15 protein-coding genes are annotated in these 15,486 nt (G+C 71.4%); 9 read left to right on the top strand and 6 right to left on the bottom strand.

The window, feature by feature from the left end; genetic code table 11:
- Window positions 1-175 precede the first annotated feature (175 nt).
- From ACLIRP_RS05655 to ACLIRP_RS05630, 6 genes are all read right to left on the bottom strand, one after another.
- A complete protein-coding gene (locus tag ACLIRP_RS05655) occupies window positions 176-799 on the bottom strand; it encodes a response regulator (protein ID WP_412062989.1) in 624 nt (207 codons plus the stop codon).
- Window positions 796-1,860, bottom strand: coding sequence for a sensor histidine kinase (locus tag ACLIRP_RS05650; RefSeq protein ID WP_412062988.1), 1,065 nt, complete (start codon window positions 1,858-1,860; stop codon window positions 796-798). Before ACLIRP_RS05650 ends, ACLIRP_RS05655 begins: the two co-directional genes overlap by 4 nt.
- Before the next feature lie 121 nt (window positions 1,861-1,981).
- On the bottom strand, window positions 1,982-2,992 hold the full coding sequence (gene nadA / locus ACLIRP_RS05645; protein WP_412062987.1) for a quinolinate synthase NadA: 1,011 nt from the start codon (window positions 2,990-2,992) through the stop codon (window positions 1,982-1,984).
- 320 nt (window positions 2,993-3,312) lie between these two features.
- On the bottom strand, window positions 3,313-4,035 hold the full coding sequence (locus ACLIRP_RS05640; RefSeq protein WP_412063693.1) for an ABC transporter ATP-binding protein: 723 nt from the start codon (window positions 4,033-4,035) through the stop codon (window positions 3,313-3,315).
- 140 nt (window positions 4,036-4,175) lie between these two features.
- A complete protein-coding gene (locus ACLIRP_RS05635; protein ID WP_412062986.1) occupies window positions 4,176-5,546 on the bottom strand; it encodes a sigma-54-dependent transcriptional regulator in 1,371 nt (456 codons plus the stop codon).
- A gap of 137 nt (window positions 5,547-5,683) precedes the next feature.
- Entirely contained in the window at window positions 5,684-6,568 is an 885-nt protein-coding gene (locus ACLIRP_RS05630; protein WP_412062985.1) for a tetratricopeptide repeat protein, read from the bottom strand.
- Between the two features lie 173 nt (window positions 6,569-6,741).
- Between ACLIRP_RS05630 and gap the strand changes: the two genes are divergently transcribed.
- The 9 genes from gap (at window position 6,742) to ACLIRP_RS05585 (ending at window position 15,455) form a co-directional block, all read left to right on the top strand.
- Window positions 6,742-7,746, top strand: a complete 1,005-nt coding sequence (gap, locus tag ACLIRP_RS05625) for a type I glyceraldehyde-3-phosphate dehydrogenase (protein WP_412062984.1) — start codon at window positions 6,742-6,744, stop codon at window positions 7,744-7,746.
- Between the two features lie 78 nt (window positions 7,747-7,824).
- Window positions 7,825-8,994, top strand: a complete 1,170-nt coding sequence (locus tag ACLIRP_RS05620) for a phosphoglycerate kinase (RefSeq protein WP_412062983.1) — start codon at window positions 7,825-7,827, stop codon at window positions 8,992-8,994.
- A 161-nt stretch (window positions 8,995-9,155) separates the two neighbouring features.
- Window positions 9,156-9,767, top strand: a complete 612-nt coding sequence (locus tag ACLIRP_RS05615) for a trimeric intracellular cation channel family protein (protein WP_412062982.1) — start codon at window positions 9,156-9,158, stop codon at window positions 9,765-9,767.
- A gap of 1 nt (window position 9,768) precedes the next feature.
- A complete protein-coding gene (locus ACLIRP_RS05610; protein WP_412062981.1) occupies window positions 9,769-10,755 on the top strand; it encodes a mechanosensitive ion channel family protein in 987 nt (328 codons plus the stop codon).
- Between the two features lie 82 nt (window positions 10,756-10,837).
- Window positions 10,838-11,782 (top strand): ATP-binding cassette domain-containing protein, encoded by a 945-nt coding sequence (locus ACLIRP_RS05605; RefSeq protein ID WP_412062980.1) that lies wholly within the window; start codon window positions 10,838-10,840, stop codon window positions 11,780-11,782.
- Window positions 11,783-11,785: 3 nt separating this feature from the next.
- Entirely contained in the window at window positions 11,786-12,700 is a 915-nt protein-coding gene (locus ACLIRP_RS05600; protein WP_412062979.1) for an ABC transporter permease, read from the top strand.
- A gap of 5 nt (window positions 12,701-12,705) precedes the next feature.
- Window positions 12,706-13,701: a hypothetical protein gene (locus tag ACLIRP_RS05595; RefSeq protein ID WP_412062978.1), complete on the top strand. Its 996-nt coding sequence runs from the start codon at window positions 12,706-12,708 to the stop codon at window positions 13,699-13,701.
- A 108-nt stretch (window positions 13,702-13,809) separates the two neighbouring features.
- Complete coding sequence (locus tag ACLIRP_RS05590) at window positions 13,810-14,685, top strand: dimethylarginine dimethylaminohydrolase family protein (RefSeq protein ID WP_412062977.1); 876 nt, start codon at window positions 13,810-13,812, stop codon at window positions 14,683-14,685.
- Window positions 14,686-14,714: 29 nt separating this feature from the next.
- Window positions 14,715-15,455 carry a TIGR04283 family arsenosugar biosynthesis glycosyltransferase gene (locus ACLIRP_RS05585; protein WP_412062976.1) on the top strand — a complete coding sequence of 247 codons (741 nt, stop codon included), beginning with the start codon at window positions 14,715-14,717 and terminating at the stop codon, window positions 15,453-15,455.
- Window positions 15,456-15,486: the final 31 nt, after the last annotated feature.

Genomic DNA, 15,486 nt, shown 5'->3' with positions numbered 1-15,486 from the left:
ACAAAACCGAAGGCTGCGTTGCGTTTCTGATTGGCCCCGCCGCGCCGTTGCCGCGCGGAGATCGACCTCACCGAACGCCGCGAGTCGGTCAAGGCGTCGGCCCTGACCCATCGGTCCGACGGTGGGGAGCGCGACGCGAGGGCGTCACCTGTGGCTCCCCCCAGCGGGTGCCGCCTCAGGACGGATGGGTGGCGAACCCCGTCCTCCACGTCCAGACGACGGCCTCCCGAGCGGTCGTCACCCCGATCTTTTTGAACGCCTTCGACAGATGGTTCCGAACGGTGTTCTCCGACACGAACAGCGCGTCGGCGATGTCGGCGTTCGAGACCCCGCGCGCGAGGAGCGTCAGGATCTCCTTCTCGCGCTCTGAGAGCGTGTCCGGGATGTCGTGGGGGGACCGGATCTCGACGAACCACCGCCCCTCGCCTCGGCCGACGGCCCGGACCGCCTCGATGATGAGCTCCGGCGACTTGTCCTTCGTGATGAATCCGGAGGCCCCGTTCTGGAGCAGCCCCGCGACGTAGGCGTCGTCGTCGTAGGAAGAGAGGGCGAGGACGCGGACCGGGATCTGCTCCGCGCGCACGGTCTTGGCCACCTCGACGCCGCCCTTGACCGGCATCTCCATGTCGATCAGCATCACGTCGAAGTCCCGGGACCTCGCATACCGCAGGGCCTCTTCCCCATTGGCCGCTTCCGCGACGACGGTGATGTCGTCCTGGCTGTCGAGGAGTTGTCGGATCCCCTGTCGCCAGACGGGGTGGTCGTCCACGACGAGGACGCGCAGAGGGGCGATACTCATGGGTCTTGGGGGTCGGAGGTGGGGCGGGGCCGAAACCGGACGCGGACGCAGGTGGGGCCGTCGCCTCCGGGGTCGCTGGCGACCGCCAGCAGGGCGCCGATGGCGTACGCCCGCTCCTCCATCCCGAGCAGCCCGTAATGCCCGTCGGCGGCGTAGGCCCCGACGTCCTCGGCCTGCACGAACCCCACCCCGTCGTCGCAGATCTCGAGGATGGTCAGGTCGCCCTCGAACCGGAGCGAGAGCGCGATCGTGGACGGGGCCCCGTGCTTGACGGCGTTGTTCATGGCCTCCTGCGCGATGCGGAAGAGCGCGAGGCGCTCGCGCTCCGTCAACCGCTCGCCGTCGTCCTCGAGGGCGTCCTCGACGACCACGTCGGCGTGAAGGTCGGCGAACCGGGCGGAAAAGGCCCGGAGCGCAGCGGCCAGGCCGAACGGCCCGAGCGCGGGGGGCCGGAGGTTCTCGCTGATGGCCCGGAGCTCCTTGATGACCTGCTGGAGGTCCTGGAGGGGGTCGGGGGGCGGCAGCTTCGACGCCACCACGCCCCCCCGCGCCGCGATGCTGAGCTGCATCCGGAGCGCGTGGAGGTTCTGGATGGGGCCGTCGTGGATCTCCTGCGCCACGAACAGGCGCTCGGCCTCGCGGCTGTCGGCGATGCGCCGGCGGTTGGCGGTCAGCAGGCGGAGGCGCTCCTGGGTCTGGGCCAGCCGGAGCCGATACCGCGAGAGCGGGAACCAGACGAGCGCGAACACGGCCAGGCTCACGACCCCGACCCCCGCGACGAACACGGGGCGGGGCGTGTAGATCACGACGTTCCGCCCGTCGCTCACCAAGAAGGCCCGGACGCGCTCGGCGAGGGCCATGGTGAGGACGCTCGGGATCAGCGCCTGCCCGCCCCCGGGGTCGGTGACCCGGACCCACCCCTCGCCCTCCGGATAGACCTCGTAGATCCACGACGTGCGCTGGCCTTCGAACGCCAGGGAGTCCCGCTCCGCCGGGCGCTCCGGGAGCGTGGGGCCCCACTGCAAGGCCGCGAGCAGGCAGACGAGGGCGAGGGCAGGCACAGAGTTGGAACGGCGGGGGGGCGTCGTGCGCCGTGAAGTGTACGCATCTCGCCCCCGCGAAATTGCCCAAGTGCGATGCGTTCGTGCCTACGGCCCTCCCCACCGCCCTCCCGCGCCGGCCCTACCGGACCCCCTCGCTCATCGCCAGCATCCGGTCGATGGGCTTGCGCGCGGCGATGCGGATCGCCTCGTCCATGTGGAGCTCGGGTTGGCCGTGCTTGAGGCAGAGGTACAGCTTCTCGAGCGTGTTGAGCTTCATGTGCGGGCAGTCGTTGCAGGCGCACCCGTTGTCCGGCGGCGCGGCGATAAACGTCTTGCCGGGGTTGTCCTTCTGCATCTGGTGCAGGATGCCCGACTCGGTCGCCACGATGAGCGTCTGGGCGTCGGACTCGGCGGCGAACCGGCGGATCGACGACGTGCTCCCGATGTGGTCCGCCAGCCGGAGCACGGGCTCCTCGCACTCGGGGTGCGCGAGCACGGGCGCGCCGGGGTAGCGGCCTTTGAGGCGGGCCAGCTTCTGTTCCGAAAAGATCTCGTGGACGATGCAGGCCCCGTTCCACAGCAGCATGTCGCGGCCGGTCTCCTTGATGAGCCACCGGCCCAGGTTGCGGTCCGGCGCGAACAGGATGGGCTGGTCGAGCGGGATCTGGCGGACGATGTGCTCGGCGTTCGACGACGTGCAGATGATGTCGGTCTGCGCCTTGATGGCCGCCGAGCAGTTGATGTAGCTGATGACCAGGTGGTCCGGGTGTTCGGCCCGGAACGCCGCGAACTCGTCGGGCGGACAGCTGTCGGCGAGGGAGCAGCCCGCGTGCAGGTCGGGCAGCAGCACCCGCTTCGTCGGGTTCAGGATCTTGGCCGTCTCGGCCATAAAGTGGACACCCGCGAACACGATCGTGTCGGCGTCGGTCCGCTCGGCCTCGCGCGCCAGCCCCAGCGAGTCGCCGATGTAGTCGGCGATGTCCTGGATGTCGCCCTCCTGGTAGTAGTGCGCCAGCAGGACCGCGTTGGTCTCGCGCTTGAGCCGGTCGATCTCCTCGAACAGGTCGAGCGTCGGGTCGATGTCCTCGCGGACGAACCCGACGCGGGCGATCTCGGCGGGCAGCGTGGGCAGGGCGAGCGTCTCGGTCATGGGAGCGCGGGGGCGGGGCGAGGGGGTACGCCGGTCGGCCGGTGGCCGGTTTCGTCGTAGGGGAGGATAGCCGATGGAGGATCGACGGCGGGCGCCGGGGCGCCGCCCGTCCATCGCCCATCGCTGCGTTGGTTTCGCCGACCTATGGTCCACGGGCGGTGGACAGCCCCCCTCACCCTGTCGCTCCCTCATGGGAAAGGGGACGCCTTAGGAAGCCCGCGTCATCCCTCAAATGGCAGTAGCGCTCGCGTCGGTGGACTATCAGCCACCATCGGTGGACCGCTAGCATCGGGTATCGCCGCGAGCCATCAGCCGGCGTCTCACTCCTCGATCCTCAGACCTCCCTCGTCGATCAATCGGCCGCCCTCCAGGCGGAGCACGCGGTCGGCCAGCCCCGCCAGCGCGGGGTTGTGGGTGACGACGACGAATGCCTGGTCGGCGTCGCGGCTCAAGCGGAGGAGCTCATCGTGCAACGTCTCGGCCGTCCGGGTGTCGAGGTTGCCCGAAGGCTCGTCCATGAGCACGAGCCCGGGCTCGTTCATGAGCGCCCGGGCGACGGCCACACGCTGCTGCTCGCCGCCCGAGAGCTGGCTGGGCCGGTGGTCGAGGCGCGCTGCCAGCCCCAGCATCGTCAGCAGTTCGCTCGCGCGCGCGCGCGCCGTGTCGAACGTGCCGCCCGCGATCAGCGCCGGCATCGACACGTTTTCGATGGCGGTGAACTCGGGGAGCAGGTGGTGGAACTGGAAGACGAACCCGATGGCCCGGTTGCGGAACGCCGCGAGCGCCTCGTCGCCCTTGGCGAACACGTCCTCGCCGCGGTACGTGACCGTCCCGGCGGTCGGCCGGTCGAGCGCGCCCAGCAGGTGGAGGAGCGTGCTCTTGCCCGTCCCGCTCTCGCCGACGATGGCGACCAGTTCACCGGGGTACACGTCCACGTCCAAGCCCTCCAGGACCGTCAGCCCGCCGCCCGCCGTGGCGTACGTCTTCTGCAAGCCCCGGCCCGCCAGGATCGCGGGGCGATCCGGGAACGAGGAACGAGGCATGAGGGCACGGGCGGACCCGCTGGGCACCCCCTTGCCCATGCCGACCGCTCCCGCCTCGGCCAGCGCGTCGGCGGTGCCGGACTCCGCCAGCGGCGGCGTCAGCTCGGCTCGTTCCTCGTCCCCCATGCCTCGGTCCCCGCTCATTCCGGCCTCTCGATGCCGAGGTCCTTCAGCTTGTTGTACAGGTGCGAGCGCTGGATGCCGATGATCTCGGCCGTCGCCGAGACGTTCCAGTCGTTCTCGTCCAGCTTGCGCTCGATAAAGAGCTTCTCGGCTTGGTCTCGGAACTCGAACAGCGAGTCGTAGCGGTCGATCAGGCCGCCCGCCCCCTCGCCGCCGGAGCGGGGCACGACGTAGCGCTCGACGTCCGCCGACGAGATGGCGTCGCCGTCGGACAAGATGAGCAGCCGCTCGACCACGTTGCGCAGCTCGCGCACGTTGCCGCGCCACTCCTGGCGCTGGAGGCTCGCCAGCGCGCCCTCGTCGAACGACTTGCCGTCCATGCCGTTGCGACGCATCACCTGGCCCAGGATGAACTGGGCGATGTCGGGGATGTCCGACCGACGCTCGCGCAACGGCGGCACGTGGATCAGGATCACCGAGAGCCGGTGGTAGAGGTCCTCGCGGAACCGCTTCTCGTCGACCTGCTGCAGCAGGTCCCGATTCGTCGCCGCGACCACGCGGACGTTGACGGTGATCGATCGGTCGCCCCCGACGCGCGTGATGCGGCTCTCCTGGAGCGCCCGGAGCACCTTGGCCTGGGCGTCGAGCGACATGTCGCCGATCTCGTCGAGGAAGAGCGTCCCGCCGTCGGCCTGCTCGAACCTGCCGATCCGCTGCTTGGTGGCCCCAGTAAAGGCGCCCTTCTCGTGGCCGAACAGCTCCGACTCGATGAGCTCCGACGGGATCGCGGCGCAGTTGACCTCGACGAGCGGCCCCTCGGCCCGGGCGCTCTGGGCGTGGAGGTGGCGGGCCACCAGCTCCTTGCCCGTGCCCGGCTCGCCGGTGATCAGCACGCGCGCTTCCGACGGCGCCACGCGGTCGACGGTCTGCTTGATCCGCTCGATGGCCGGGCTGTCGCCCACGATCGGCGTGAGGTCCGAGGTCCCGGCGTCCTTGACGACCTGCTTGAGGCGGACGTTCTCGGTCCGCAGCTTCCCGCGGTCGAGCGCGCCGCGGACCGTCACCAGCAGGCGGTTGAGGTCCGGGGGCTTTTCGAGAAAGTCGACCGCCCCGAGCTGCGTCGCCTCGACGGCCGTCTCGACGGTCCCGTGGCCGGAGATCATCACGACCGGGACGCCGACCTCGGCGTCGTGGAGCGCCTGGAGCACCTCCATCCCGTCGCGCTTGGGCATCTTGATGTCGAGCAGCACGAGGTCGGCGGCGGGCGCCTTGGCGACGGCCTCGTCGCCGTCCACGGCCACGTCGACGGTGTAGCCTTCGAACTCGAGGATCTCGCGGAGCGTCCGCCGGATGGCGGGCTCGTCGTCGGCGATCAGGACGGTCGGCATGGGGTCGGGGGGTGCGGCCGGAATCTACGCCGGGCCCGGCGCGGGACCGGCGGCTGGCGCGGGCGGCCGCGAGGCGCGAACGAACGACGCCCCCCGCCAGCGCTGGCGGGGGGCGTCAGAACGGCCGTCGGCGAAGGCTACTGGTCGACGACCTGCCCGTTGCTGTTGATCTGGACGTTGCCGTCCACGTTGAGCTGGCCCGAGTCGATGAGGTCCTGGAGGTTGGTCCCGGTCCTCGGGGCCGAGGTGGTGTCGATGGGCGCGGCGGTCACGTCGCCGGTCGCCTCGCCGACAGCCGACGCGGCGGCCTGGACCTGGCCGAGCTCCACGAGCGCCGTCCGGTACTCGGGCGTCGTGTCCCAGTCGTCGACGATGCGGTCGAGCGCGTCGGTGGCGTCGTCGGTCTCGCCGGCGGCGGCGAAGGCGCGGGCGGCGTCGAGCAGGTAGCCCGGCGTCGAAGCCGGCGAGTCGAACTCGTCGGCGGCGTCGAGGTAGAGCGCGGCGGCGCGGGCGTGGTCGCCGCGGTCCTCGTAGATGGCGGCCTGGCCGGCGAGCGCGCTGGCGGCCAGCAAGCCGTCGCCGTCGTAATCCTCGAACATGGCGAGGGCGCGGTCGAGGTCGCCGGTCTGGTAGAGCGCGTCGGCGGCGAAGAACGTGGCCTGCTCGCCGGTCGCCGTCGAGCCATACTCGTCGGCGATCTGCAGGAGCCCGGGGGCCGACTCGGTGCCGTCGAGGGCCACCTGGTAGTTGCCCGCCTCGTACTCGGTCAGGATCGCGCCCAACAGCCGCTGGCCCTCGGCCGACTTGTTGGCCTGCCACGTGCGCCAGCCGATGATGGCGAGCGCGAGCACGAAGACGCCGACGACGACGGCAATGATCGTCGTCTTGTGATCGTCGTAGAACTCGGTGCCGCGGGAGGCCCCGGTGGCGAGGGCGTCCTCGCGGAGCTCGTGGTGACGCGACTGCGACTGCGTGAGCGTCCGGGGCGGGTTGATCTGGGCCATCTGCGGGGGTGAGGTCACGGGCGAAGCCGCCAAGCTAGCCGAGCGCACGGCGGGGGCGCCATGAAGAGCCGGGCGAAACCTCGCACGGCCCGCCGCTCTTGCACCCCTTTTCACCCGGCCCGCTGGCGCGGAAGCGCTTCGGCACGAGTACCCTCGACCCGGGCACTCCCTCTCCCCTCCCCCCTCTCGCAATGGCTATCAAGATTGGCATCAACGGGTTCGGCCGGATCGGCCGCCTCGTCTTCCGTTCCATCCTCGAGCGCGGCGGCTCCGACTTTGACGTGGTCGGCGTCAACGACCTCACGGACGCGGCCACGCTGGCGCACCTGTTCAAGTACGACTCGGTCCACGGCAAGTACCCCGGCGAGGTCAAGGCGGAGGGCGACGAACTCGTGATCGGCGGCGACCGCTTCAAGGTGTTCTCCGAGCGCGACCCCTCCGCCTTGCCCTGGAGCGAGCTCGGCGTCGACGTCGTCGTCGAGTCGACCGGGATCTTCCGGACGCGCGAGAAGGCGGCCCTCCACCTCGGCGCCGGCGCCAAGAAGGTCGTCATCTCGGCTCCGGCCTCGGGCGCCGTCGACGCGACGATCGTGCTCGGCGTCAACGACGACACGCTGACGGGCGACGAGGAGGTCGTCTCGAACGCGAGCTGCACCACGAACTGCCTGGCCCCGATGGCCAAGGTGCTCGACGACGCGTTCGGGCTGGAAAAGGGCTTCATGACGACGATCCACGCCTACACATCGGACCAGCGGATCCAGGACGCGCCGCACTCGGACTTGCGCCGCGCGCGTGCCGCCGCGCTCTCGATGATCCCGACCACGACCGGCGCCGCCAAGGCCGTCGGGCTCGTGCTCCCCGAGCTCAAGGGTCGGCTCGACGGGTTCGCCGTCCGCGTCCCGACCCCGGACGGCTCGCTCACCGACTTCACGGCCATCCTCAAGCAGGAGGTCACCGTCGACCAGGTCAACGCCGCCTTCGAGGCCGCCGCGAATGGCCCGATGGCCGGGATCCTGGAGTACTCGACCGACCCGATCGTCTCGATCGACATCGTCGGCAACCCGCACTCGTGCGTCTTCGACGCGCCCTCGACGATGGCCGCCGGCACGATGGTCAAGGTCGTTGGCTGGTACGACAACGAGTGGGGCTACTCCAGCCGCACCGTCGACCTCGTCCAGAAGCTGATGGAGGGATAGAGGCACGGGCCATGGAGGGATGCGGGAACGCACGTCCGCATCCCTCTTTCCTCCCTGCTCATCCCGCCTCCCTCCCCGATGAACACCCTCTCCGACCTCGACCTCTCGGCAACGCGCGCGCTCGTCCGGGTCGACTTCAACGTGCCGATGGACGGCGCGACGATCACCGACGACACGCGCGTCCGCGCGGCGCTCCCGACGATCCAGGCGTTGCTCGACGCCGGCGCGACGCCGGTCCTGCTGTCGCACCTCGGCCGCCCCAAGGGCGCGCCGGACCCCACGTTCTCGCTCCGCCCCGTCGCCGACCACCTCGGGACGCTGCTCGACGCGCCCGTCGTGTTTTGCGAGTCGACGGTCGGCGAGGCCGCGCAGGCGTGCGTGGCGGGCGCCCCGGACGGCGCCGTCGTGCTGCTGGAGAACACGCGGTTCCTGGCCGGAGAAACCCTGAATGACCCGGAGACGGCCCGCCAGTTGGCGGCGCTCGGCGACGTGTTCGTGTCGGACGCCTTCGGGTCGGTCCACCGCGCCCACGCCTCGACGGCCGGCGTCGCGGCCCTCCTCCCCCACGCCGCCGGACGGCTCCTTGAGAGGGAGATCACGTTTCTGACGAAGGCGCTCGACGACCCGGAGCGGCCGTTCGTGGCCGTGCTCGGCGGCGCCAAGGTGTCCGACAAGATCGGCGTCATCGAGGCGCTGGCGCCCAAGGTCGACGCGCTCCTGATCGGCGGGGCGATGGCGTACACGTTCATGGCCGGGCTCGGCCACCAGACGGGCGCCTCGCTCGTCGAGGACGACCGCGTTGACGACGCGTTCCGCCTGTTCGAGCGGTTCCGCGACACCATCAAGCTGCCGTCCGACCACGTCGCCGCGGACCGGTTCGCGGCCGACGCCGAGACCCGGATCGTCGCCGACGAGATCCCCGAGGGGCTCATGGGCCTGGACATCGGGCCGCAGACGCGCGAGCAGTACGCGCAGATCATCGGCGGCGCGAAGACGGTGATCTGGAACGGCCCGATGGGCGTGTTCGAGCTAACGCCGTTCGCCCAAGGGACGCTCGCGGTCGCCCAGGCGCTCGCCGACGCCACGGCCGAGCGCGAGGCGCTAACGGTCGTCGGCGGCGGCGACTCGGTCGCGGCCGTCGTCCAGGCCGGGCTGGCCGACGCCGTCACCCACGTCTCGACCGGCGGCGGCGCGATGTTGGAGTTCATGGAGGGCCAGACGCTGCCCGGCTTGTCCGCGCTGGCCTAGGGCGTGTGGACCACCACCCAGATCGGCTCTCGTGGGCCAGGCTCCGCCGTCGCCGCGTCCCGATCGTCGTCCGGGGCTGGGCCCCGCACTCCTCACGCTCCTCGCGACGCCGCACCCGTGACCTCACGCGAGCCTGACCTCGCAATGGTCCACCCGCCCACGTGCTGACGGCGCTCGACTTGGTGGGCACGTTCGTGTTCGCGCTGTCGGGCGCCTTCAAGGCCGTCCGCTCCGGCCTCGACTGGCTCGGCGTCGCCGTCCTCGCGGTGCTGACGGGCGTCGGCGGCGGGCTCATCCGCGACGTGCTCCTGGGCGACACGCCGCCGGCCTCGTTCCGCGACGAGCGCTACCTGTTCGTGTGCCTGGCGGGCGCCGTCGCCGTCATCGTGGCCGCCCGGCCGATCGCGGCGCGGTGGAACCGGGTGATGATCGCCGACGCGCTCGGGCTGGGGCTGTTCGCGGCCATCGGCGCGCTCAAGGGCGCTGCGCACGGGCTGGGCCCCGTCGGCGTTGTCGTGATGGGCGCGCTGACGGCCGTCGGGGGCGGCGTCATCCGTGACATCCTCGTGAACGAGCAACCCGCGGTGCTCTACAAGGGGTTCTACGCGACGGCCGCCGTCCTCGGCTGCGCCGTCCTGGTGGCCCTCGACGCGCTCGGCGTCGGCGTCGGCCTCCAGTTCGCCGCGTGCGCCGTGACCACGTCGGCGCTCCGCTTTCTCGCGATGGCCCGGCACGTCCGCCTGCCCCGCCCGTCCGCCCCGCCCGACTCCTGACATGCAGATCGTCCCCCGCCCCTCCGCCCCCGACACCGCCGCGACGGCCGCGGCCGACACCGTCCGCCCCGGCCTGACGGTCGACGACGTGCGCGCGGCCAGCGAGGCCATCGCCACCCCAGACTTCTGGCTCGGCATCGGGCAGACCGTGCTCGAAGTGGCCGTCGCCATCGGGCTGGCGCTGTTCGTCATCTGGGTGCTGTCCCGCCTCAAGACCCGGTGGGTCGCCTCCGTTATCGACGACCCCGCCACCGACAAGCGCCGCCAGCGGGTCCTCACGACGGCCGACCTGCTCGGCTCTGTGGCCCGCTACGTGGTCTGGGCGATCACCATCGTCACCGTCCTCGCCATCATCGGGTTCGACATCCGGGCCCTGCTGGCGGGCGCCGGCATCGCAGGCCTCGCGATCGGCTTCGGCGCGCAGACGCTCGTCAAGGACGTGATCTCGGGCTTTTTCCTCTTGTTCGACGACACGCTCGGCAACGGCGACCTCATCCGGATCGGGACGGACACCGGGACGGTCGAATACGTCGGCCTGCGCCTCATCAAGGTCCGCAAGTTCGACGGCGAACTGCTGATGGTGCCCGCCGGCGAGCTCCGGACGTTCGGCAACAAGTCGGTCGGCTACGCCCGCGCGATCGTCGAGGTCGGCCTGAGCTACGAGCAGGACGCGAGCGTGGCGCTCGGCGTGCTCGAGGAGGTCGCGGCGGAGTGGGCCGCGACCGAGGAGGCCCAGGCCGTCATGGTCGAGGAGGCGCCCCAGGTCCAGGCGATCCTGGCGCTCGGCGACTCGGCGGTCACGGCCCGCATCATCGTGCAGGTCCGCCCCGGCGAGCAGTTCCCGGCGGAGCGCGCGCTCCGCCAGCGGATCAAGGCGCGCTTCGACGAGCGCGGCATCGAGATCCCGTTCCCCCGCCGGACCGTCTACGTCAAGCCGCTCGACGGCGGCTCTGCGAGCGACGCGGCGGACGCGCTGGGAGGCGACTGAGCCCGCCACGGCCGCGTCGCGCGCAACGGCGTGGCACGGCGTCGGGCCGTAACCTGCCCGCCGACCGTCCGTAGCCGCCCGCATGCCCGACCCCGCGATCCAGACCGCCGCCCTCTCGAAAACGTACGGGGGGCGCCGGCCCGTCCAAGCGCTCAAGCCGCTGTCGCTGACCGTCGAGGCGGGCGAGACGTTCGGGCTGCTCGGGCCGAACGGCGCGGGCAAAACGACGCTCGTCAAGCTGCTCCTGGGGCTGGCGCACCCGACCGCCGGGTCTGCGACGCTGTTTGGCGAATCGGTCTTGGATGCCGACGCCCGCCGCCCGGTCGGCTACCTCCCCGAGGGCCACCGCTTCCCGCCGTTCTTGTCCGGCACCGACGCCCTCGACTTGTTCGCACGGATGTCGGGCGTCGAGGCCCACGACCGTCGCCGCCGGTCCGACGAGTTGCTCGCGCTCGTCCGCCTCTCCGGCGCCGCCGACCGGCCCGTGGGGACGTATTCCAAAGGGATGCTCCAACGGCTCGGCATCGCGCAGGCGCTGATGAACGATCCCCGACTCGTCATCCTCGACGAACCGACGGACGGCGTCGACCCCGTCGGCCGCCGCGAGATCCGAACGCTGATCGAGACGCTGCGCGACGACGGCGTCACGGTCTTTCTGAACTCCCACCTGCTCAGCGAGGTCGAGCGCGTCTGCACGCGCGTCGCCATCCTCAAGGACGGCGAGCTGGTCCGCGACGGGACCGTCGACGACCTGACGCGCCAGGGCCGCGCGTGGCACGTCACGACGACGGACCTTTCCGCCGAGACCGCCGCCGCGCTCGCGGACGCCCTGGTCGGCGACGCCGTCGAGCGCCCCGACGGGCTCGTCCGCTTTCTCGCGACGGCGCCCGACCGGACCGCCCTCAACGCCATGCTCGACCGCCTGCGCGCCGACGGCGTCGAGGTCGAGGCCGTCGAGCCCGCGCGGCAGTCGCTCGAGGACCTCTTTATCGACGTCGTCACGACGCCCGCCGACGCCACCGCCTGACCCATGCTCGGACTCTTTCTCCTGACGCTCCGCGAGCTCCGCGCCCGCAAGGTCGTCGTCGGCCTGTTCGTCGTCGCCACGCTCGTCTGGGTGTCGCTCGCGTTCGCCCTCCAGCTCGACGTGGTCGACGGGTCGCTCGCGGGCGCCCGCCTGTTCGGCCAGGAGACCGTCGACGAAGACTCGCAAGCCGAGATTGGCGAGCCCATCCTGGACCGGGACGGCGAGCCGATCCTCGACGACGAGGGCAACCCGGTGACCCAGGAGCTCCCCTTTGGCGACACGCTGCTCGAAAGCGTCGTCTTCGGGGCGCAAGCCTTCGTCGCGGGCGCCGCGTACTGGATCGGGATCATCCTGGCCCTGTTCGCCACGGGCGGCCTGGTCGCCGCGCTCACCGAGCGAGGGCAGGTCGACGTGCTGCTGACGAAGCCGCTCGCGCGGTGGCAGGTCCTGGCGGCCCGGCTGGGGGCCATCTTCGCCGTCATGCTTGCCCTCGCAACGTACCTGTTCGGCGCCGTCTGGCTGGTGATGTCCATCAAGTCCGGGATCTGGAACCCGCGGTTCCTGCTGGCGATCGGCGTCGTGTTCGCAATGTTCGCCGTCGTGTACAGCGTCGTGACCCTCGTCGGCGTGTGGAGCGGGAGCGGGCCGCTCTCGTTTGTCGTCACGCTCGGGGTCGTCTTCGTGAGCCTGATTCTGGCCATCCCGACCCTGCAGGAGCAGGTGTCCCGCACGGTTCGCCCATTCGTCGCGGGCGGGTACCACCTCTTGCCCAAGTTCGGCAGCGTCGGGACCACGATGGTCCCGCAACTCGCCACGGGCGACCCCGTAGGCTCCCTCTACCCGCTCCTCTCGTCGCTGGCGTTCGGCGCCGTCCTCTACGGAGCCGCGTTTGCCCTCTTCTCCCGCAAAGACTTCTGACTGCCATGATGGTCGACCCACTCCGCCGCGCCCCGCGCCTCGCGCTCACCGCGGTCCTCGGCTCCCTGCTCGTCGCCGGCCTCGCCCTGCTGGCGGTCGGCTGCAGCGAGTCGCTCGGCGCCCCCGGCATCGGCTCGTCGGCGCAGACGACCGACGCGCTCGCGATCCTGCCCTCCGACGCCGACGTCTACGGCATGACGAACCTGGCCGCTGCGCGCGAGAGCTCGGCGCTGGAGGCCGCGCTCGGCGACTCCGGCCTCGGCATGGTCACCGGCCGCGGGTCGGCCGACTTCGACGAGTTCGTCCGCCTGACCGGCTTCGACCCGACGCAGGACCTCGACCGCGTCTACGTCGCCGGCCGCGAGGGCTCCGAGGGCGGCGCGTTCGTCGCGTACGGCCGGTTCGACCGGGCCCGCATCGAGCAGTTCGTCGCCGACCAAGAGGACGTCGACTTCGAGGTCTCCGACGTGGACGGCCTCCCCGTGTACCTCACCACGAGTGACGACGGAAGCCGCGGCGGCTTTGCGCTCATCAACGACCAGATGGTGATCGCCGGCGACGAGGCCACGCTGCGCCAGATGCTCACGCGCGTCGGCGCCACGACCTTCACGCCGGACGCCGAGCTCCAGGCCCTGTTCGACCGCGTCGCCTACCCTGACGGCGCGTGGTTCGTGGCGCGCGGGTTCGGCGACACCATGCAGATCCCTGCCGACGCGCCGCCCTCGGCGATGGCTGCCCGCGCCGCCGACGGCTTCGTGGTCTCAATGTCGTTCGACCAGGGCGGCATCCCCGTCCGCGCTTTCCTGGCCACCAAGCCCGAGGCCAGCACCGACGACGTGGCGGACGTGGTCCGCGGCGGGATCTCGGCTGCCCGCATCGGCCTCAAGGATCAGCCCGAGGCCCTCGACGTGCTCGACGACGTCGACGTCGACGCCGAGGCCGACGGGGTCGCCATCTCTGGCTTTCTGACGCCCGACTTCCTGGCGGCCTCGCCCCGCTAGCGCCCCTGCCAGACCGTCTCATCGCGCCCCCGCCGGCCCGGCCAGCGGGGGCGCGGTGCGTTTGCCCGTGATGCCCGCGAGCTACCTTCGGGCACACCTCCGACGCCCATGACCCCGGACACGCTCTCCGTCGACACCTTGCCCGCGATCCCGCTCCCCGGCCGGGTCCTGATGACCACGCCCGACCACTTCCGCGTGGAGTATGTCATCAACCCCCACATGGCCGGCAACGTCGGTGACGTCGACGCCGCGCGGGCGCGCCAGCAGTGGGAGGCCTTGCGCGACGCCTACGATCGGCTGGGCATTGAGGTGGTCGAGCTGGCCGGTGCTGCGGGGCTGCCGGATCAGGTGTTCTGCGCCAACCAGACGCTCCCCTACCGGACGCCGGGCGGCGAGCGCGGCGTCATCCTGAGCCGGATGCACGCCCCCCAGCGCAAGCCGGAGGTGGCCCACTACGAGCGCTTTTTCCAGGGCGAGGGCTACGAGACGACCGGCCTCGACCCCGACCTCCCCGGCGACTTCGAGGGCATGGGTGACGCGCTCTGGCACCCCGGCCGCTACCTCCTGTGGGGCGGCTTCGGCTACCGCACCGACCGGAGCGTCTACGAGCGGCTCACCGACAACCTGGGCTTCCCCGTCATCCCCCTCGAACTGACGGACCCGGACTTTTACCACCTCGACACCTGCTTGTGCCCGCTCGACGAGCAGACCGCGCTGTACTTCCCGGGCGCCTTTACCGAGGAGGGCCGCGCGGCGATCAAGGCGCACTTCCCGCGCACCATCGAGGCGCCCGAGGCCGACGCGCGTGAGCGGTTCGCCTGCAACGCGCACTCGCCGGACGGCCAGCACGTGCTCATTCAGCAGGGCTGCGACGAGACAAACGGCCTCCTCCGCGCGGCGGGCTACGAGGTCGTCGAGCTCGACACCAGCGAGTTCCTCAAGTCAGGCGGCTCCGTCTTCTGCATGAAGCTGATGTTCTGGTAGCGCGCCCGCGCGTCCCTCCGCACCCGACCGTGACCCATCCCGCCCGGCGCCCGAGCCGCATCTCGGTCGTCATCCCGGCCCTCGACGAGGCCGCCGCCATCGGCGCGACGCTCGCGAGCGTCGAGCGGCAGACCGGCCCGTGGCAGGCCATCGTGGCGGACGGTGGATCGACCGATGGGACGGCGGACCTCGCCCGGACAGCGCTTGCCGAGGCGCACGTCGTCGACTCGGACCGCGGGCGAGCGCGGCAGATGAACGCGGGCGCCGAGCACGCGAGCGGCGACGTGCTCGTGTTTCTCCACGCCGACACCCGGCTCCCCGACAACGCCTTCGACGCCGTACGCGCGGCGCTGGCGGACCCGCTCGCCGTCGCCGGGTGCTTCCGGACGGCGTTCGACGTCAAAGAGCGGGGCGACTTCGGGCCGGTCGGCCGCGCGGTCATGCGGCTGTGGGAGGCCCGGCTGTGGATGCGGTGGCACCGGTTCGCCTTTGGCGACCGCGCGCTCTTCGTCCGTCGCGAAGTCTTCGAGGCCGTTGGCGGCTTTCCGGAGCAGCCCCTCTTCGAGGACCTCGACGCCGTCCGCGCCGTCCGCCAGCACGGCCGGTTCGTGTTCCTCGACGCCGAGGTGGTCACGTCCGCCCGGCGGTACCGGAGGCACGGAGCGCTCCGCCAGCAACTGCGGAATATGGCGTTGTGGGCCGGCTGGAACGTGGGCGTGGCTCCGGCCCGGCTCAAGCGGTTCTACAGCGACCGCGACCGCGGCGCGTAGTCCGGAGTCGAGACGGCCACGCCCGGCGCTG

The organism is Rubrivirga halophila (genome assembly GCF_046845755.1).
GTDB lineage: Bacteria > Bacteroidota > Rhodothermia > Rhodothermales > Rubricoccaceae > Rubrivirga.
This window is presented reverse-complemented; position numbering and strand designations above follow the sequence as displayed.